The sequence below is a fragment of the Agromyces luteolus genome (genome assembly GCF_009729855.1).
In the GTDB taxonomy this organism is placed as follows: Bacteria; Actinomycetota; Actinomycetes; order Actinomycetales; family Microbacteriaceae; genus Agromyces; species Agromyces luteolus.
In genome coordinates, this window is the sequence record NZ_WODA01000025.1 from 736,085 (window position 1) to 754,398 (window position 18,314).

Here is an 18,314-nt window from a genome sequence, read left to right on the forward strand (position 1 = left end):
GCCCGTCGTCGTGCGGTGGTGCGGTCGAACGGCGGTGCGGTCGACCCCGACCGATCAGCCGCAGTCCGGGCGGCAGGTGCGCTGCGAGAGCGCGTCGACCAGCACCGTGCCGAGGTCCTCGGGCTTGGTCGCCGAGTAGGCGCCGCCCTTGGTCGCCTTGGCGATCTTCTTCATCGCGTCGAGGTCGGTGTCGGGACCGAAGCCGATCATGATCACGGCGACGGGTTTCGTCGGGTCCTCGAGCTTCTTCAGCTCGCCGAGCAGCTGGTCCAGGCTGATGCCGTTCTGGTCCTCGTTCTTGCCGTCGGTGATGACGAGCACCGAGTTGACCTTGTCGGGGTCGTACGACTCCTGCACGCGCTTGTATGCGGCGAGCGTCGTGTCGTAGAGCCCGGTCGCCCCGCCGAGGCGGGCCGGCAGCGATCCGATGATCTGCTGGATCTGCTGGGTGTGCGAGGCGTCGGCGAGCGGGGCGATCGGCGAGAGGTCCTCGTAGTCGAGGTCGCCGTTGCGCGCCGTCGAGAACACCCACACGCCGAGCTCGACCTCGCCGGAGAACTTCGACATGGCCCCGACGGCGGCCTGCTGGAAGATGTCGATCCGGCGCAGGCCGTTCTCCGCCGGCTCCTCCATCGATCCCGACACGTCGATCACGGCGAGCATGCGGGAGCGGAGCGTCAGGACGCCCCAGGAGCGCAGGATCTCGATCTGCGCCGCGGAATCCAGCTCGGTCTGGGTCGGCGGCGCGGTCGCGGCGACGCCGGGCGAGTCGACCTCGCCCGACCCGTCGGGGGCACGGAATCCGGCCTCGAGGAAGTGCTCGGTCGCAGAGCCCAGCGCGGACTCGAAGTCGTCGAGGTTCGCCGAGTCGCCGTCGCCGATGCGCACGAACGGGTAGTCGAGCGCGATCGTGCCCTCCTCTGGATAGGCCGCGACCAGCGGCGCGGCCGAGGAATCGGCGTTGTGCGCGGCGACGCTCGCCTCGCTCGTGAGCACGACGGTGGGCGTGCTCGCCGAGGCGACGGTGCTCATCGCGGCATCCGCCGTCGCGGGGATCGACTTGCCGAGCGCGATGAGAGCCCCGGCGAACTGCCGCGGGTCGTCGGGCGAGGACTGCCCCTTCAGGGCGTACAGGCTCGCGAGGCTCGCGGCGGATGCCTCGGGGTCGGGCAGGAGCGCCGGCAGCGTGCCGTTCAGCACGCGCGCCCAGCTGACGGGCTCGGCGGCGAGTTCCTGCGCCTCGCTGGCCGGCGCGGCGAAGACGACGGGCGAGGTCGCGACCGAGTCCCCGACGGTCGCGTCGGGCTCGCCGAGCCCGAGCGACGCGGCGGTGGACGCGGTGCGCGAGAGCCAGCTGGTCGAGTCGGGCACCCAGGCGTCGGCGGACAGCGTGCCGGACGCGAGCTCGGCCGCCGTGTCGGCGGAGTCCTGCGCGCGGACCGCGGTCTCGACGCATCGCTTCGGATCGGCGTCGAAGTCGGCGGCGAGCTCCTCGATCGCCGGGGCGATCGACGTGTCGGCGACGATCGAGAGCTCCTCGATCTCCTCGCACGCCGGCTCGCCCGCGGAGGCGAAGATCGGGTTCAGGTGGCCGCCCACCCAGAGGTACACGCCGGATGCGACGATGCCGATGACGGCCACCCCGGCGACGATGGACAGGATGAATCTGCGGCTCGGCAACTTCGCCGGAGCCGCGACGCTATGACGTCCCACGGACACTCCAAGCCGACCGGCACTGTCGGGGGGCGCCGATCCCAGTCTGAACGGGTTCCCCCGTTCAGGGGGAAGGGTGTTGCCAGCATAGGCGAACGTGAGCGATCGGCGAATTCTCCCTCCACCGATCGCGCGAACCACACCCCGCGGCCGTGTGCAACCCCTGTTCGCGAGCGCGCGCCGTGCGCTTGAGTGAGCTGAACTGACGAAGGGACGTGCGAACGTGGACACCAGCACCACCATCTGGATCGTCGTGGGCATCATCGCCTTCCTGGTCGTGGTCGCGGCGATCGTGCTCATCGCGACCGCCGGCCGTCGGCGCGAGGCCCGGGCCGAGGCCCAGCGCGCCCACGCGGCGGAGATCCGCGAGCAGGCGGCGCAGACCGATCGCGAGGCGCGCGAGCGCGAGGCGAAGGCGATGCAGGCGGATGCCGCGGCTCGCGCGGCCGAGGCCGACGCCGCCCGGGCCCGGCTCGAGGCCGAGCGACTCGCCGAGTCGAGCCGCGAGCATCGCGACCAGGCCGCCGAGCTCCGCGACACCCAGGCGGAGCAGGAGCGACGCGCGATGGAGGTGGACCCGGATGCCTCGACGGCGGACGCGGCACCGGCACCCGAGCCGGCGGCGGATCGGGCTCCGGCGGCCGCACCGGCATCCGCACCTGCAGCTGCGGCGGAACCCGGACCGGCACCGGCGCCGGCACCGCGGACGGCCGACGAGGCTGACGGATCGCACGACGCCCGCCACGCGGACGCCGCTCCCGCGACCGACGCCCCGGAGGTTCCGGCTCGCACCGCGGCCGATCACGATGACCGGATCGACGCCGAACCGCACCCGCCCCGGCACGCTCGGGAGGCCTGAACCACCCGCTGAGCCGGTGCCGCGGAACCCGTCGGCCCGGCCCGGTCGGGGGCGACGATGACGGTTCGCTGGCTCTTCGCCGGGCAGCTCGGCCCGCCGTTCGACGACGGCGGGCCGGTGCTGCTCGTCGAGGCGCGCGCGGCCTTCGGCCGCGCCCCGATGCACCGCCAGAAGGCCCACCTCATCCTCTCGGCCCTCCGGCATCGCGCCGCCGAGCTGGGGGCGCGGGCGGAGTACCGGCGGGTCGAGCGGTTCGGCGAGGCGGTCGACGGTCGCGACGACCTCGAGGTGATCGCGCCGCCGTCACGGGCCGCGCGAGCGGCCGTGCGTCGACGCGGCATCCCGATGCTCCCCAGTCGCGGGTTCGCGACCCCGGAGGCGGACTTCGCCGAGTGGATGGCCGATCGCGGATCGCGCCGCACCCGGATGGAGGACTTCTACGCCTGGGTGCGCGATCGGACCGGCCTGCTCATGCGCGGACCGGACCCCGAGGGCGGGCGGCTGAACCTCGACCGCGAGAACCGCCATCCGCCCCCGAAGGGCGCGATCACGCTCGGCCTCCCCGACCCGTGGTGGCCCGACGAGGACGACATCGACCGCGAGGTGCGAGCGGACCTCGACCGCTGGCAGGCGGACGGCGCGGTGCGGTTCATCGGCGAGGACGGGCCGCGACGCTTCGCGGTCACCGCGGCCGAGGCCGAGGCGGCCGTCGAGGACTTCATCGAGTCGCGGTTGGGGGACTTCGGCCCGTTCGAGGACGCCGTCCTCGCGCACGACTGGGTCATGGCGCACTCGCTCCTCAGCGTTCCGCTCAACCTCGGCCTGCTCGATCCGCTCCGCCTCGCGCGGCGCGTCGTGGCCGAGTACGACGCCGATCGCGCACCGCTGCCGAGCGTCGAGGGGTTCGTGCGCCAGGTGGTCGGCTGGCGCGACTGGGTCTGGCACCTCTACTGGCACCTCGGCCCGGACTACGTCCGCGGGAACAACCGCCTCGGGGCGCACCGGCCGGTGCCACGACCCTTCGCGACCCTCGACCCGGCCGGCGTCGAGGCGGCCTGCCTGCGCGCCACGCTCGGCGACGTCCGCGACCGCGGATGGGCGCACCACATCCAACGGCTCATGGTGCTCGGCAACTGGGCGCTGCAGCGCGGCATCGATCCGGCGGCGCTCACCGACTGGTTCGCCGGGGCGTTCGTCGACGGCACCCCGTGGGTCATGCCGGCGAACGTCGTGGGGATGTCGCAGCACGCGGACGGCGGACTCGTCGCCACGAAGCCCTACGCCGCCGGCGGCTCCTACCTGGATCGCATGACCGACTACTGCGGCGGGTGCCGGTTCGACCCCCGGGTGCGGGTCGGCCCCGAGGCCTGCCCCTTCACGGCCGGGTACTGGGCGTTCCTGGATCGCTCCGAATCGGAGCTTCGCGGCAACCACCGGATGGCGCAGCCGCTCGCCGGACTCCGTCGCCTCCCGGATCGAGCGCAGGTCGTGGCGCAGGAGCGGGCTCGGGACGAGGACGGCGAGGGCTTCGGTCCGGCCCCGTCGTGAGGCGCGCCGGCGGTCAGCCGAAGACGTGCCGGATGCCGAGCGCCTCGTCGATCTCGCCGTGCAGGTCGTCGAGGCGACATCCGCTCGGGCATCGGTAGTCGGTCACCGCGAGACCCGCGTCGCCCATGGTCGGCACCACCGTCACGAGAGCGACGGCCGCCTCCCCGCATCGCGGGCAGCGCATCCGGTTCCACCGGTCGCTCATGCGTCCGTCCCCCCGGTCCCGGACGGCGGCCCGTCGACGTCCGGGTCGCCGTCCGAGCCGTCCCGTCGCCCGTCGCCGTCGTCGCCGCGGTCGTCGTCTCGCGACCCCGACGGCCCTGCGGAGCGGTCCAGGGCCTCGGCGATCTCGGCATCGAGGTCGTCGGCCGTCGCCCAGGACGTGGTGAGAACCTCGCCCGCGCCGAGCGTGAGCTCGACGAGCTGGGTCAGGAGGGCGCGCATGCTGGTCGAGGCGAGCAGTCGCACCTGGTCGAGTGCGGTGAGGGGCGCGATCCCGGCGAGCTGCCATGCCGCCTCGGACGGGTCGGAGCTGAGTCCCGCGTCCGCGTCCCAGGGCAGCTCGACGAACTCGCTCGCTCGGGCGATCGTGCGGCGCACGACGAGCTCGGCCTTCTCGAGCAGCGGCCGCAGGTCGTCGTCCCACTCGAGCTCGGGCAGGTCGCGGACGACCGCCGCGGGGTGCGGGTCGTCGGGCAACCACTCCACGACCTCGATCCGACGCCCGCCCCGGGCGATCACGGCGAGGTCGCCGTCGGTCGCGCCGAGCTCCGTCACCCGCGCGACGGTCCCGACCCCGAACCGCCGCTGCGCCTCGGCGCCGGCGGCCTCGCGCCCGCTCTCGATCAGCACGACGCCGAACTCGCTCGGCTGGTCGTTCAGGATCCTCGCCATCATGACGAGGTACCGGGGCTCGAACACGCGCAGCGCGAGCGGCATGTGCGGAAACAGCACGCTGCCGAGCGGGAACATCGCGAACGATCCCATGCCAGCATGCAAGCACGTGCGCGTGCCGCGCAGGGCGCGCCACAGGTGCCTCGCGGCATCCCCCCAGCCCGTTCGGAGGAGCTACTTCACGAGTCGCGACCGGACGCGATCGGCGAGCGGGGTGCCGCCGGTCTGGCACGTCGGGCAGTACTGGAACGTCGAGTCGTGGAACTCGACCTGCCGGATCGTGTCGCCGCACACCGGGCAGGACTGGCCGGTGCGCCCGTGGACCCGGAGGTGACGTCGCTTGGCGTCCTTCAGCTCGGCGGCGGGCTTGCCGGATGCCTCGGCCAGCGCCTCGCCGAGCGTGCCCCGCATCGCGGCGAACAGCCGTTCGACCTCGGCCGGATCGAGCGTGGCGGCGATCTTGTACGGCGACATCTTCGCGGCGTGGAGGATCTCGTCGGAGTACGCGTTGCCGATCCCGGCGAGCACCGACTGGTCGCGCAGCAGCCCCTTGATGCGCGTGCGCCGGCCGTCGAGGACCTCCGCGAACCGCTCGAGCGTGAAGTCGTCGGCCATCGGATCGGGGCCGAGCCGCGCGACCCCCGGCACCTCCGCCGGGTCGCGGACGACGTACACCGCGAGCGACTTCTTCGTGCCCGCCTCGGTGAGGTCGAAGCCGGCGCCGTCGTCGAGCCGGACCCGCAGCGCGATCGGCGAACGCCCCGGACGGAGCACCGTCTTCGGAAGCTCGTCGTACCAGCGCAGCCACCCCGCGCGAGCGAGGTGGAAGACGAGGTGCAGCGGCACCTCGGTCGAGGCGCCGGCGGCCGAGTCATCCACCCCGCCCAGCTCGACGTCGAGGAACTTGCCGTACCGCTCGACCGCGACGATGGGCCGGCCCTCGATCGCGTGCAGCGGCGGATCGAACGTCTTGAGCGCCGCGATCGCCGCGACCCTGGCGGAGGTGATCGCGTGCCCGGCCGTGCGCTCTCCGAGGAACTCGGCGAGCGCCTGGACCTCGGGCATCTCGGGCACGGGTCAATGGTGGCATCGGCGGCCGACATCCGCGACCGCGCCACCTGGTCAGCCGGCGGGCGCCGCTGCGTCGGACTCGGGCGCCCGGGCGCCGAGCGCCGCCATCTCCGCGATCGCCTCCGCGGTCAGCCGCAGGCCGCCGACGCCGTTCGCCGAGCGCATGAGCCGCTCCAGCCAGGCCCGATCGAGGGCGAGCCCGTCGTCGACGTCGTAGCGGACCACGATCGACATCGCGGGGTGCACGAGCACCTCGTCGCGGCGCCCGTCGGGCGCGATCCAGCAGACGAGCACGGGCTCGTGGACGCGGAGCTTGGCGATGACGACGGCGTGCACGTGGGCGAGCACGGGGTCGGGGAGGTCGATCCGCGAGATGCGGCCGACGTGGAGCGTACCCAAACGGGGTCCTTCCGGGCGTGGCGATGGAACGGGTCAGGCCGTCGATCGCCCGGGTGTCCCGGGACGTCCGCGTGGTCGAACTCCGCGCGGTGACCGACGGCCTGTCGCGGGCTTCGGGGTCCCGCGCAGTCAGTTGTACGGACTGTTCCCGGATCGCGGGAGGGACTTGACACGGGCCGTCCGCGCGTGCTGCGGCGACCCGCGGCCTCAGCCGACCCGGTGGGCGGCCTCGAGGAGCGCGGTCAGTTCGTCGCGCAGTCGTTCGAGCCGCTCGACGGGGTATCCGAGGCGGGCGACGACCTCGCCGGGGACCGCGAGCGCGCGTTCGCGCAGCGCCTCGCCGTCGGCCGTGAGCTCGATGTCGACGGCGCGTTCGTCGGCCGCGCTGCGCCGCCGCGTCACGAGCCCGGCCGACTCGAGGCGCCCGACCAGCGGACTGGCGGTCGCCGGCTCGAGGTGCAGGCGATCGGCGATCTCGCGCAGTCGCAGCGGGCTCTGCTCCCACAGCGCGAGCATGACGAGGTACTGCGGGTGGGTGAGGCCGAGCGGATCGAGCGAGGGACGGTAGAGCCGCACGACCTCGCGGCTCGTCGCGGCGAGCGCGAAGCAGAGCTGGCGGTCGAGTTCGAGCGGATCGATCATGCCCACCAGATTAGTCTGTACACTAATCATTCGTGCACGAACAGAAGTTGCCGAACCCGTGGAAGGGCGTTCCAGGGTTCTGGTCGCGCGTCAACCAGCTGCTCTACCCCGTCACCGGGCCCGCGCAGGTCGGCATCGGCCGACCCGAGGCCCCCTACGTGCCGCCGGCGGATCCGACGTGTCCGCTGTGCGGCGCCGCGATGGCCGAGCACCGCATCGACCGCGGTGACGCCACCACGCCGACGCACCTGCACTGCCCCTGATCGGCGCGCACGGCGAGACCGGCCTGGGATCGGCGCAGGTCAGGTCGACGCGCGGTCGGTGCAGCGCACCTGGTCGATCCAGCCGAACTCCCGGCCGTCGTTGCCGAACACGACGGGAATCGCCTCATCGGCGCGGGCGTCCGGCACGAGTCGCGTCTGCGTCTCCTCCGCGACCCAGGACTCGGCGTCGTCGTTGAAGGCGAGGGTGACCTCGAGCGCGTCGCAGTCGGCCTCGGTGAACAGCGCCGCCTGCCAGCAGCCCTCCACGAACCCGATCGCGCAGTCGCCGTCGTACCGGCCGTCCCAGTACAGCTCGAGCGCGGCGGGGAACTCGTACCCGGTCTCGTACGACTCGTACCGCTCGACGTCGGCACCGACCGCACCCGGCCCGGCCGATTCGGCCGACTCGGCGATGGCCGTCTCGGCGACGCCCCGGACCAGGCCGAACAGGCCGATGCCCGCCGCGACGAGGACCGCGACGAGGACCACGCCGCCCGCGACGATCGCGGCGACCGCGCCCCCGGAGAGCCGGCCGCGCGGCGCGGCCTCGCGTCCCACCGCCACGCGGGCGACGGGCGACGCCAGCTCCGCCACGAGCACGGCTCGCGCGCGTCCCAGCGCGTCGCGCCAGGCCTCCGCCGCGCCGCGGCCCTCGGCGTCGGGATAGCGCGACGGATGCCGCAGCCACAGCTCTCGCTGGTAGGCGGCGTCGATCAGCTCGAGCGACAGCGGCGCATCGGGCGGGATCTGGAGGGTCGTGCGTGCGGCGATCGGGTCCACAGCGCGATCATAGGGACGACCGCCGATGCGCGGCATCCGGTGGACGCCCCGCGCGTGCACCCGAGACGGGATCGATACGTCCTGATCGGGCTGCTGCTGCTCTGCACCCGCGGGGCGAACGAGTTCCTCCGCCGTCGACCGCGGCGGACGCATGCCGCCCGGCGCATGCGTGTTCGCATAGGGTTGCCGGATGCTCCGACGACTCGCCTCCCGCGTCTACTGGGCCTTCAGCAGGTGGTCGCTCGCGGGCGAGGCCGCACCGGGCCGGCCGTCCGTGCTGATCGGCGCCCCGCACACGTCGAACTGGGACTTCGTGCTGATGCTCGCCATCGCCTGGCACTACGGCATCGACGTCCGCTGGCTCGGCAAGAAGAGCCTGTTCCGCGGATGGCGCGGCCCGATCATGCGACGCCTCGGCGGCATCCCCGTCGACCGCGACGACCCGAGTCGCGTCGTCGGCGAGGTCGTGGGTCGGATCCGGGCGGGCGAGGTGTTCGGCCTCGTCGTGACGCCGGACGGCACGCGCGGCTCGAACGCGTACTGGAAGTCGGGCTTCTACCGCATCGCCCGGGAGACGGGCATGCCGGTGACGCTCGGGTTCGTCGACCGCACGACGATGACGACGGGCCTCGGCCCGACGTTCGAACTCACGGGCGACGTGGCCTCCGACATGGACCGCATCCGGGCGTTCTACGCCGACAAGGCGGGCGTGCGCCCCGAGCTGCGCACGGAGCCCCGCCTGCGGAACGAGCCGAGCGACGACGCCACGGCCGGACTCGGCTGACATCCGACCGGCCGACGCCCGGTCGGGCCGGCCGCCCGGCTCGGCCCTCCGCCGCCCCGCGTCCTACTCCTCGAGTCGGAACCCGACCTTCAGCGTGACCTGGAAGTGCGCGACCCCGCCGTCCTCCACGACGCCCCGGGTCGAGACGACCTCGAACCAGTCGACGTGACGCAACGTCGAGGTCGCTCGCGCGATGGCGTTGCGGATGGCGGTGTCGGTGCCCTCCGGCGAACTCCCGACGATCTCGGTGACTCGGTAGACGTGATCGCTCATGTGCCTCGGCTCCCCCTCCCGCACCGGCGCGGGATGCCTCGACCCTAGCCGCATCGCCGGGGCGCCGACAGGTCGGCCGGTCGCGCGCGTGCGGGCTATCCCATGGAGAAGTCGAGTCGCTCGTCGGCGACCGCGACGACCGACCACGCACCGCCGTCGGAGTCCGTGAACTCGAACGCCGGGACGACCAGCACGCTGCCGTCGGGCTGCCATTGGCTCGCGAGTCCGAGCCGTGCCTCGACGATGTCGACGTCGTTCACCGGCCACGAGAGCGGGGTGCCGGCCGACGGGACGGCCGGCGGGTCGGTCGGCGGCACCCACTCCGCGACCTCGTCGCTCGCCTGCTCGCGCACCGCGAAGGGCATGATCGTCATCTGCGCGCCGAACCGGGGGTCCGAGAGCCGTTCGAACGCCTCCTGCTCGCTGACGACCGGGTAGTCGCCGAGCGGAACGAGCTCGGCGAGCGCGCCGTACGCGCTGTACAGGCCGTCGTCCGTGACCTCGACCGACCAGCCGGTGTCGATGCGCTGCCCGTCGACCACCGGCCACGCGGAGGCCGTGCGCGTCACCGCGCCCTCCCACGTCTCGGAGGAGAACTCGTACGCGCCCGGGTCGCGGCCCGCCGACGCGAGCAGGTCGCGCAGCGCGTCGATCGCGGCATCCTCGCTCGGGATGTCGCCGGACGGCTCGCACACGTCGGCGCCCTCCTCGCACATCCACGGGTCCAGGCCCGGGTCGGAGTACGAGAAGCTCATCGTGCCGTCGAGCGACACCCACAGCGTCGGCGCGGTGCCGTCCTGCGGGCCCACGGTCCACGCGCCGTCGGCGAGCACGGGCTCCCCCGCGACGCCGAGCGCCGCGGCGAGCGCCGCGATCGTGCCGGGGTCGGATGCCGCGGGCGCGTCGAACGCGTACGCGGCGGCCGTGCCGGCGGTGGTCGACAGCCCGTCGGCGTGGAAGGCGTTGCGGCCGAAGCCGTAGGGGTACGACAGGTCGGCGGCGCCCGGTCCGGCCATCCGCTGGTCGACCGCCCCGGGTTCGACGAGGCTCCCCTCGAGCGCCCCGGCGCCGGCCTGCCCCTGCAGCGAGATCGGCGGGGCGGCGGCGTCCGCGAGGTTCGCCGGCTGCCCGGTCGCCGCCCCGACGCCGTATCCGACGGCGCCGACGACGGCGAGCGAGGCCGCGACCGCGGCCACCGGAATCCACCGCGGCCGGCGGCGCGTGCGCTCGGCCCCGAGGTCGGCGACCGGCGGCCGGGCGGATGCCGCGGCATCCGTCGTCTCGGGCTCGGCCACGGGCGATGCCGCGCCGGCGGTCTCGGCCGCGACGCGCGCGACGACCTCGTCGGCGAAGCCCTCGCGCGGCTCGATGCCCGCGGCCGGGTCGGCGGCGCGCAGCTCCTCGATCGGATCGCGGCGGTCCTCGTCGTCGCCCATCTCGCTCACCCTCGTTCGCCTTCCTGCCGGACTGTCTCACCCATGCATGTGTGCCCGGACGGCGGAACCTTGCAGGACTAGAACGACAGGCGCTCGCCCCACGCGTCGCGGAGGCGCTTGCGGGCTCGCGAGAGCGCGGCATCCGCCCCGGATCGGGAGATGCCGAGCACCTGCGCGAGGGCCTCGCCGTCGAGGCCCTCCCACGCGTGGAGCAGGATGATGCGCCGGTCGCGTTCGCCGATGCTCTCCAGCGCGCCTCGGAGTTCGGCGTCGAAGAGCACGCTGAGCTCCGGATCCTCGTCGACGCGCGAGGTGCCCGCGTCGGGCACGTGCTCGACCGGGAGGTCGACGAGCTTGCGGCGGTGGTTGGCGAGCGTGAAGCCCGCCGTGCGGTACAGCCACGGCAGCACCGCCTCGCGCGGGACGTCGTCGCGTCGACGCCAGGCCGTCGCGAAGACCTCGGCGGCGAGGTCCTCGGCGTCCTGGCGCGGACCGCGCCGTGCGAAGTACTTCACGAGCGCGGTCGAGTGCTCGTGCACGACGCCCGTGAACCACTCGAGTCCGTCGTCGCGCGCCGTCATCGCAGGCGGTTCCGCGGCGTCGGGCATCGCCACCCCCTGGGTCGTGTCGGCGTCTGCGGCGTCGGTGCTGGCGATCCTCACGCCCTGCTTGTGTCGCGACTGGTGCGAGTCTTGCACGCGACGGGGCACGGGGTGATCACGGAATCGTCGCGATCGCGCGGGACCGCCGATGGCCCGAGGCCGGCGAATCTCCCCAGACAGCCTGAAAGGCCTCGGCGTCTGTCGACTCGTCGGGGCCTTTCTATGCCGGAGCGTCCTCCGGTGGTGAAGACGATTCTACGCCGCTCCGCGCGGGACGCAAGGGTTTCATGATGTTTGCTCATGTTCATCGCGTGCGATCTCCGGGGACTGCCGGATGGCGCGCGATCGGCGTAGCCTCTGGGCGGCGCCTCCGTCGGGCGCCGATCCAGCGCGAGGAAGCGGTGCGACATGGCCATCACGGTGATCGTCGAGATGAAGGCCCGACCCGGCCTGCGTGACGAACTGAAGCGACTGCTCGACGAGCTCGTCGCCACGCGCGGGCACGGGCGACGCGGGTTCCTGGGCAGCGCCCGCTACGAGGTGCTCGACGACCCCGACATGCTCGTCGAGATCGCCGACTGGGACTCGGTCGAGGCCCGGATGGAGCACCTGGAGGAGGCGATGGCCACGAACGCCTTCGGACCGCTGGCGGAGCTCATGGCCGAGCCGTTCCGGGTGACCGTGGTCAGCCCGCTGGAGTGACGGCGGCCGGAGCACATCGCGGCCCCTGTATTCACGCGAGCGCGGGCGAGGCGAGGAACGCCCTCACGCGCTCCATGAGCAGGGCGGATGCCTCGGGGTCGTACGCGTCGAGCGAGGAGTCGGCGAAGAGGTGCTGGTCGCCCGGGTAGAGGAAGAGCTCGGCATCGTGCGTGGAGGCGACGAGTTCGCGTGCCGCGGGCAGGTCCTCCTCGAAGAACTCGTCGCCCTCCTTGCCGTGTATCTGCACCGGCACGCCATCCGGCCACGCTTCGCCGAACTCGGAGACGGGGATGCAGGAGTAGAGCAGCAGGGCGCCCCGGGCACCCGGTCGCGTCTGCGCGAGCCCCTGGGCGATCATCACGCCGAACGAGAACCCGGCGTAGACGAGCCCCTCGCCGAGTTCGTCGGCCGCGGCGCGGCCGAGTTCCGAGAGGGCGTCGAAGCCCGTGTCTCGCACGAACGCGGATCCCTCCTCGATGCTGGCGAAGGTACGACCGTCGAACAGGTCGGGCGTATGCACGACATGGCCCTCCCGTCGCAGCTCGTCGGCGAAGGCCCGCACCCCGTCGGTCAGGCCCTGGATGTGGTGGAACAGCAGCACTTCGGCCATGTCAGCGGTCTCCTCGCCTCATTGATCGACTAATCTCGAACATTCCGTGATGCTAGTCTGATCGATTATGGCGGACAACCCCCCGGACTACGAGCTGGCGGATCGGATCGTGCTGACCCGGCCGGCCCAGGTGCGGGCCATCGGCCATCCGCTCCGCACGACGATCCTGCAACTCCTCCACGAGCGGGCCGCCACGGTCACCGAGCTCGCGACCGCCGTCGAACGCCCCAGGAGCACGGTCGCGCACCACGTCGACGTGCTGGCGAGGAACGGGCTGCTCCGGGTCGTTCGGACGCGGAAGGTGCGCGCGATCGAGGAGCGCTTCTACGGCCGGACCGCCCGCATGTTCACGATCGCCCTCGAGCACCCGTCCGGGAACCATGCCGCGACGGGTGATTTCAACGACTTCGAGGTGGCGGCGCGCGAATCCGCGGGCGCCTTCGAACAGGGTCGGCTCTGGGGGTTCATCCGCCACGGACGCATCTCGGAGGAGCAGGCCTCGACGTTCTGGGAACGGATGGCCGAGCTGGTCGACGAATTCGACCGGATGCCGCGCGCGGGCGACACCACGTACGGGTTCGCCATCGGCATCTACCCGACGGACCACCCGAGGCTGCCGCCGGCCGAGTGATCGGCCGCCGGCCGCGACTACACGTTGAAGCGGAACTCCACGACGTCGCCGTCCTGCATGACGTAGTCCTTGCCCTCCATGCGGGCCTTGCCCTTGGCGCGCGCCTCGGCGACCGAGCCCGTCTCGACGAGGTCGTCGAACGAGATGACCTCGGCCTTGATGAAGCCCTTCTCGAAGTCGGTGTGGATGACGCCGGCCGCCTGCGGGGCCTTCCAGCCCTTGCGGATGGTCCAGGCGCGCGACTCCTTCGGGCCGGCGGTGAGGTAGGTCTGCAGGCCCAGCGTGTCGAAGCCGACACGGGCGAGCTGGTCGAGGCCCGACTCCTCCTGGCCGGTCGAGGCGAGCAGCTCCGCGGCATCCGCCGGGTCGAGGTCGATGAGCTCCGACTCGATCTTGGCGTCGAGGAAGACCGCCTCGGCGGGCGCGACGAGTGCGGCGAGCTCCGCCTTGCTGGCGGCATCCGTCAGCACCGCCTCGTCGACGTTGAAGACGTAGATGAACGGCTTCGCCGTGAGCAGGCCGAGCTCGGCGATCGGCGAGATGTCGACCTTCGAGGCCGACAGCGGCGTGCCCTTCTGGAGCTCCTCCTGCGCCTCCTTCGCCGCGGCGAGCACCGACGGGTCGAGCTTCTTCGCCTTGACCTCCTTCTCGTAGCGCGTGATGGCGCGCTCGAGGGTCTCGAGGTCGGCGAGGATCAGCTCGGCGTTGATCGTCTCCATGTCGTTCTTCGGGTCGACCTTGCCGTCGACGTGCACGACGTCGGAGTCCTCGAAGCCGCGGACGACCTGCGCGATCGCGTCGGCCTCGCGGATGTTCGCGAGGAACTTGTTGCCGAGGCCCTCGCCCTCGGAGGCGCCCTTCACGATGCCCGCGATGTCGACGAACGACACGGCCGCGGGCAAGATGCGCTCGGAGCCGAAGATGCCGGCGAGCGTCTCGAGTCGGGGGTCGGGCAGGTTCACCACGCCGATGTTCGGCTCGATCGTCGCGAACGGGTAGTTCGCGGCGAGCACCGTGTTCTTGGTGAGGGCGTTGAAGAGGGTCGACTTGCCGACGTTCGGGAGTCCGACGATTCCGATGGTGAGTGCCACGGGCGACCAGTCTACCGGGGCAGTGGCACCGGGCCGGTCGTCGTGGAGCCCGCGGTCTCGCCCTCCGGGCCGGGCAGATCGTCGCCCGCCGGCTCCGCCGGGACGCCTCGGGTGCGCGGCACGCGCACCGTGAGGTAGACGCCCGCGAGCACGACCGCCCCGCCGACGATCGCGGCCGGGTCGATCGGCCGCCCCAGCAGCAGCGCGATGACGACCGTGAAGACGGGCAGCAGGTTGAGGAACACCCCGGCGCGTGCAGGGCCGACGCTCGCCGAGCCGGCGTTCCAGAGCGCGTACCCCGCGACCGAGGGCAGCAGCACGATGTAGGCGATCGCGAGCGTGCCGCCGAGCTCGGTGGGCACCGTGAGCCCCGTGAACCCGATGACCGGCAGCATCGTGACCGTGGCGAACACGGCCTGCAGCGCGGTCGCCGTGATCGGCGGCGTCGCGAGACGCCGCGCGATGATCGAGTAGGCGGTCCAGGCGAGCACCGCGCCGAGCACGAGCAGGTCGCCGACCCCGAACCCCTGCGCGAACGCCGCGACCGGGTCGCCGCCGGTGAGCACCACCGCCACCCCGATGAACGCGAGCACGATGCCGAGGCCCTGCGTCCGCGACATCCGCTCGCCCAGCAGGAGCGCCGCGGCGAGCGCGATCGTCGCCGGGTTGATCGCGCTGATGACGGATGCCGTCACCGAGCCGGTCATGCCGATGCCCGCGTACAGCAGCAGCGCGTACCCGGTCAGGCCGAAGGCCGATTGCACGAGGTGCCAGCGCCATTCGCGCGCCGCGGCGCGCCAGTCGGGACGCTCCGCGATCCACGCCACGACGAGGAGCGGGAGCGCGGCGAGCGACCACCGCCAGAACGTCAGCGACACCGGATCGACCTGCTCCGCGATGATCGCGGAGAAGACGAAGTTCCCCGCCCAGAAGAGGTTGGCGAGGGAGAGCAGGACGAACGCGCGGCGACGTGGCACCGGGGAATGCTACGGCCTCGGCGACTGAGCGGACGCCGTGAGACGGAACCGTCCACCCACCGGCGGTTTCACGGCCGAACCGAGCTCGGTGCCCGCCCTGAGGCGGCGGCGGCCGAGGCGACGTAGCCTCCATCCGCGGGCGCCCACTCGGGCGCCCGGACGTCTGTACGGCCGAGTGCCGTCGAAGGGGGAACGCATGCCGCAGGACGGACGCGTCGCACAGGGTGTCGCAGCGGCGCACCTGCAGGCCGAGCTCACGCCGATCGTGACGGTGGGGTCGACGGCGACGCTCACGGTGCGGCTGGTGCGAGCGGATGCCGCGTCGACGCCGGGCGCGCCGGCACCGGTGGACGGCGAGGCCGGCCGGATCGCCGCCGGGGGCCCGGTCACGGTGACGGTCGTGCCCCGCGGACTCCGGTTCCTCGTCGGCGCCCGCCGCAGCCGCCTGGTCCGCCTGCCCTCCGCGACCGCCGCCGAGGCCCGCTTCACGATGCTCGCCGTCGATCGTGGTCCGGCCGAGGTGACCGTGCTCGTGCGCGGCGACGGCGAGCTGCCGCTCGCGACGCTGCGGCTCACGAGCGAGGTCGTCGGTTCGGACGATCACGACCAGGCCGGCGTGGCGCGCGCGACCGCGCGGATCGCCGCGGCCGACCCGCTGATCGCCTGCCGTCCCACGCTGCGGATCGACGAGGAGGTGGCTCGTGGTCGCTCGATCCTGCACGCGGCCCTCTGCGTCGGCGACGAGGCGCACCGCTTCCGCATCCGCCTCGCCGACAAGGCGCGGCTCGTCGGCGAGGTGCGCGCGTCCCTCGCCCGGGCGAAGGAGGTCGGGGCGACCCTGCCCGCGGCCGAGCGCGCGGACGCGGTCGAGCGCGGCCTGCGTGAGGTCGGGGCAGGGCTCGCCGACCGCCTGCTCGACCGGCGCGCGCGCGACCTGCTCTGGGCGCACCGCGACCGCCTCGACGGACTCGTCGTCCAGACGACGGGCGAGACCGAACTGCCGTGGGAGCTCCTCGTCGTGCGTCGCCCCGGCGCGGCGGCGACCGATGCCGACGCGTTCCTCGGCGAGTTCGGCCTCACCCGCTGGCTGTACGACGTGACGCCTCCGGCCGCGGTGCGCCTGTCGTCGACGACGGATGCCGCGGGCGGGCGCCCCGCGACGGCGGTCGCCTCGGCATCCGTCGTCGCCCTCGGTTCCGACGAGGGAGCGGCCGAGGGAGCGGCCGCCGCGATGCGGAACGGTGCGGGCGTCGTCGTCGAGTGCGGCGGCAGCGGTGGACGGAGCGCCCTCTCGGAGACCTTCCTCGCGACCTTCTCCGCCGAGCTGGCCGGCGGCGCGCCCGTCGACCGGGCGTCGCGCCGGGCCCGCGAGGCGGCGCGCGCGGCCGGCGAGGCGTGCGCGGTCGCCTATGCGGTCTACGGTCACCCGGACGCGCGGGCGCGCGCCGCCTGAGCGCTCCCGATCGGCCTCGGGCCGCGTCAGCCCCGGACGGTCCGGAAGCAGTACGTGACGTAGGGCACCGCGAGCTCGTCGGCGCCCGCGACGTCCGGATGCGTGACGAGCAGCGTCTCGACGGCGGCGAGCACCGTGCGCTGCTCGTCGGGCGGCGCGGTCAGCCACGGGCTGCGCGAGCGGACCAGGTCGAGGAACCGCGCACGCGACATCCGCTGGACCCACTCGACGCGGTGCGACTCGACCGGGCCGAACGGGCCGCCGACGCGCACCGACGAGGCGAACGCCGCCGACGGGTCGAGCCGGTCGTGCATGATCTCCCCCGCCGCACGGAGCCAGTCGGGGCTCGTGTCGCGGCGATTCCAGACGAGGCCGAGCACGCCGCCGCGACGGAGCACCCGCGCGATCTCGGGCACCGCGCGCTCGCGCTGGAACCAGTGCCACGCCTGCCCCGCGACGACCGCGTCGACCGAGTCGTCCTCGACGGGGAGGTCCTCGGCGGTGCCGAGGATGCGCGGAACGCCGGGCACGCGGATCTCGAGCTCCTCCAGCATCTCCTCGACGGGGTCGACCGCGACGACGTCCCGGTCGAGTTCGACGAGCGCCTCGGTCAACCGGCCGGTGCCCGCGCCGAGGTCGAGCACCCGTCCGGCGTCGCCGACGAGCCACTCGACCGCCTCGGGCGGGTACCCGGGCCGCGCCGCAGCGTAGACGGATGCCACGGCGCCGAACGAGCGCGCCGCGCGGCGCATGTCGGGGTCGGCCGGGTCCACGACGAGCCCGCCGGCCGCGCCCGCCGACCTGTCGTCCCCACCAGCCATCGCCCACCCCCGGATGCCGCCCACCGGACATTCCACGCCACGCGGGCACGCGCGTCAATGGCCGGGGCGCGCGGCGCGCCGGTCCGGTCGTCGGGGGCGTCGGCGGCGCGTGCGAGGATGCGGCCGTGCCAGTGAGCTTCACCGCGATCGACTTCGAGACCGCCAACCCCTCCCCCGCCTCCGCGTGCTCGATCGGACTGGTGAAGGTCGTCGACGGCCGCGTCGTGGAGCGCGAGCACCGGTACATCCGCCCGCCGTTCCCGCACGGCGAGTTCTCGCCGTGGAACGTGCGGATCCACGGCATCACCCCCGACCTCGTCGAGCACGCCGACGGGTGGGAGGCGCACCTGCCGTTCCTCCGCGAGTTCGCCGGCGACGACTGGCTCGTCGCGCACAACGCCGGGTTCGACATGGGCGTCATCCGGGCGACCTCCGAGGCGCTCGGCCTCGCCGTGCCGGACTTCCGCTACGTGTGCAGCCTCCAGGTCGCGCGCAGCACGTACCACCTCGACTCGTACCGGCTGACCTCGGCCGCCGCGGCGGCGGGGTTCGACGACTTCGCGCACCACGACGCGCTGGCCGACGCCGAGGCGTGCGCGGCGATCATCGTGCACGCCGCGAAGCGGCACGAGGCGGGCGACCTCGAGCGGCTCGCGCACGTGACGCGCGTGCGGGTCGGCGCGATCGGCGCGGCGGCCTCGCGCGCCCGCGCCTCGCTGCACGGCCCGATGGCGCTGCAGTAGGCGGCGACGGCGCTCGACGTCC

Annotated in this window: 22 protein-coding genes; 8 read left to right on the plus strand and 14 right to left on the minus strand. The window is 73.3% G+C overall.

The features are described from left to right. Window positions 1-54: 54 nt before the first annotated feature. Window positions 55-1,641, minus strand: a complete 1,587-nt coding sequence (locus GLX25_RS19445) for a substrate-binding and VWA domain-containing protein (RefSeq protein ID WP_155843723.1) — start codon at window positions 1,639-1,641, stop codon at window positions 55-57. 295 nt (window positions 1,642-1,936) lie between these two features. On the opposite strand from GLX25_RS19445, the gene GLX25_RS17045 reads away from it, so the two are divergent. Both GLX25_RS17045 and GLX25_RS17050 read left to right on the plus strand, forming a co-directional pair. Then, window positions 1,937-2,572, plus strand: a complete 636-nt coding sequence (locus tag GLX25_RS17045) for a hypothetical protein (RefSeq protein ID WP_155843724.1) — start codon at window positions 1,937-1,939, stop codon at window positions 2,570-2,572. 57 nt (window positions 2,573-2,629) lie between these two features. Continuing rightward, window positions 2,630-4,120: a cryptochrome/photolyase family protein gene (locus GLX25_RS17050; RefSeq protein ID WP_155843725.1), complete on the plus strand. Its 1,491-nt coding sequence runs from the start codon at window positions 2,630-2,632 to the stop codon at window positions 4,118-4,120. Window positions 4,121-4,133: 13 nt separating this feature from the next. On the opposite strand, the gene GLX25_RS17055 is transcribed toward GLX25_RS17050, so the two are convergent. The 5 genes from GLX25_RS17055 to GLX25_RS17075 form a co-directional block, all read right to left on the minus strand. Further along, entirely contained in the window at window positions 4,134-4,325 is a 192-nt protein-coding gene (locus GLX25_RS17055) for a hypothetical protein (protein WP_155843726.1), read from the minus strand. After that, window positions 4,322-5,107 (minus strand): LON peptidase substrate-binding domain-containing protein, encoded by a 786-nt coding sequence (locus GLX25_RS17060; RefSeq protein WP_240898396.1) that lies wholly within the window; start codon window positions 5,105-5,107, stop codon window positions 4,322-4,324. Before GLX25_RS17060 ends, GLX25_RS17055 begins: the two co-directional genes overlap by 4 nt. Before the next feature lie 81 nt (window positions 5,108-5,188). After that, the gene (locus tag GLX25_RS17065; protein ID WP_166548943.1) at window positions 5,189-6,088 is read right to left on the minus strand and encodes an Fpg/Nei family DNA glycosylase; all 900 of its coding nucleotides are present in this window, start codon (window positions 6,086-6,088) and stop codon (window positions 5,189-5,191) included. 48 nt (window positions 6,089-6,136) lie between these two features. Continuing rightward, the gene (locus tag GLX25_RS17070; protein WP_155843727.1) at window positions 6,137-6,484 is read right to left on the minus strand and encodes a DUF7882 family protein; all 348 of its coding nucleotides are present in this window, start codon (window positions 6,482-6,484) and stop codon (window positions 6,137-6,139) included. Window positions 6,485-6,691: 207 nt separating this feature from the next. Next, complete coding sequence (locus tag GLX25_RS17075; protein ID WP_155843934.1) at window positions 6,692-7,126, minus strand: MarR family winged helix-turn-helix transcriptional regulator; 435 nt, start codon at window positions 7,124-7,126, stop codon at window positions 6,692-6,694. Window positions 7,127-7,158: 32 nt separating this feature from the next. On the opposite strand from GLX25_RS17075, the gene GLX25_RS17080 reads away from it, so the two are divergent. Then, the gene (locus GLX25_RS17080) at window positions 7,159-7,389 is read left to right on the plus strand and encodes a hypothetical protein (protein ID WP_166548944.1); all 231 of its coding nucleotides are present in this window, start codon (window positions 7,159-7,161) and stop codon (window positions 7,387-7,389) included. Window positions 7,390-7,428: 39 nt separating this feature from the next. Here GLX25_RS17080 and GLX25_RS17085 read toward each other — a convergent pair whose 3' ends face one another. Next, window positions 7,429-8,169 (minus strand): hypothetical protein, encoded by a 741-nt coding sequence (locus GLX25_RS17085; protein WP_155843728.1) that lies wholly within the window; start codon window positions 8,167-8,169, stop codon window positions 7,429-7,431. Between the two features lie 190 nt (window positions 8,170-8,359). On the opposite strand from GLX25_RS17085, the gene GLX25_RS17090 reads away from it, so the two are divergent. After that, entirely contained in the window at window positions 8,360-8,953 is a 594-nt protein-coding gene (locus GLX25_RS17090; RefSeq protein ID WP_155843729.1) for a 1-acyl-sn-glycerol-3-phosphate acyltransferase, read from the plus strand. A 63-nt stretch (window positions 8,954-9,016) separates the two neighbouring features. Here the strand turns inward: GLX25_RS17090 and GLX25_RS17095 are convergent, their stop codons facing one another. From GLX25_RS17095 to GLX25_RS17105, 3 genes are all read right to left on the minus strand, one after another. After that, on the minus strand, window positions 9,017-9,226 hold the full coding sequence (locus tag GLX25_RS17095) for a dodecin (protein ID WP_155843730.1): 210 nt from the start codon (window positions 9,224-9,226) through the stop codon (window positions 9,017-9,019). Between the two features lie 95 nt (window positions 9,227-9,321). Continuing rightward, window positions 9,322-10,671: a hypothetical protein gene (locus tag GLX25_RS17100; RefSeq protein WP_155843731.1), complete on the minus strand. Its 1,350-nt coding sequence runs from the start codon at window positions 10,669-10,671 to the stop codon at window positions 9,322-9,324. Window positions 10,672-10,739: 68 nt separating this feature from the next. Beyond that, window positions 10,740-11,243, minus strand: coding sequence for an RNA polymerase sigma factor (locus tag GLX25_RS17105; protein ID WP_155843936.1), 504 nt, complete (start codon window positions 11,241-11,243; stop codon window positions 10,740-10,742). A gap of 429 nt (window positions 11,244-11,672) precedes the next feature. On the opposite strand from GLX25_RS17105, the gene GLX25_RS17110 reads away from it, so the two are divergent. After that, the gene (locus GLX25_RS17110) at window positions 11,673-11,966 is read left to right on the plus strand and encodes a putative quinol monooxygenase (RefSeq protein ID WP_155843732.1); all 294 of its coding nucleotides are present in this window, start codon (window positions 11,673-11,675) and stop codon (window positions 11,964-11,966) included. Between the two features lie 31 nt (window positions 11,967-11,997). On the opposite strand, the gene GLX25_RS17115 is transcribed toward GLX25_RS17110, so the two are convergent. Continuing rightward, window positions 11,998-12,576 carry a dienelactone hydrolase family protein gene (locus GLX25_RS17115; protein ID WP_155843733.1) on the minus strand — a complete coding sequence of 193 codons (579 nt, stop codon included), beginning with the start codon at window positions 12,574-12,576 and terminating at the stop codon, window positions 11,998-12,000. A 67-nt stretch (window positions 12,577-12,643) separates the two neighbouring features. On the opposite strand from GLX25_RS17115, the gene GLX25_RS17120 reads away from it, so the two are divergent. Further along, window positions 12,644-13,207: a helix-turn-helix domain-containing protein gene (locus GLX25_RS17120; protein WP_155843734.1), complete on the plus strand. Its 564-nt coding sequence runs from the start codon at window positions 12,644-12,646 to the stop codon at window positions 13,205-13,207. Window positions 13,208-13,224: 17 nt separating this feature from the next. Here the strand turns inward: GLX25_RS17120 and ychF are convergent, their stop codons facing one another. After that, window positions 13,225-14,298: a redox-regulated ATPase YchF gene (gene ychF / locus GLX25_RS17125; RefSeq protein WP_166548945.1), complete on the minus strand. Its 1,074-nt coding sequence runs from the start codon at window positions 14,296-14,298 to the stop codon at window positions 13,225-13,227. Window positions 14,299-14,309: 11 nt separating this feature from the next. Next, window positions 14,310-15,275, minus strand: a complete 966-nt coding sequence (locus GLX25_RS17130; protein WP_155843735.1) for a DMT family transporter — start codon at window positions 15,273-15,275, stop codon at window positions 14,310-14,312. A 196-nt stretch (window positions 15,276-15,471) separates the two neighbouring features. On the opposite strand from GLX25_RS17130, the gene GLX25_RS17135 reads away from it, so the two are divergent. Beyond that, window positions 15,472-16,728: a DUF7363 domain-containing protein gene (locus tag GLX25_RS17135; RefSeq protein ID WP_155843736.1), complete on the plus strand. Its 1,257-nt coding sequence runs from the start codon at window positions 15,472-15,474 to the stop codon at window positions 16,726-16,728. Between the two features lie 26 nt (window positions 16,729-16,754). Here the strand turns inward: GLX25_RS17135 and GLX25_RS17140 are convergent, their stop codons facing one another. Beyond that, window positions 16,755-17,549, minus strand: a complete 795-nt coding sequence (locus GLX25_RS17140) for a class I SAM-dependent methyltransferase (RefSeq protein ID WP_240898397.1) — start codon at window positions 17,547-17,549, stop codon at window positions 16,755-16,757. Window positions 17,550-17,674: 125 nt separating this feature from the next. On the opposite strand from GLX25_RS17140, the gene GLX25_RS17145 reads away from it, so the two are divergent. After that, complete coding sequence (locus GLX25_RS17145) at window positions 17,675-18,292, plus strand: exonuclease domain-containing protein (protein ID WP_166548946.1); 618 nt, start codon at window positions 17,675-17,677, stop codon at window positions 18,290-18,292. Window positions 18,293-18,314: the final 22 nt, after the last annotated feature.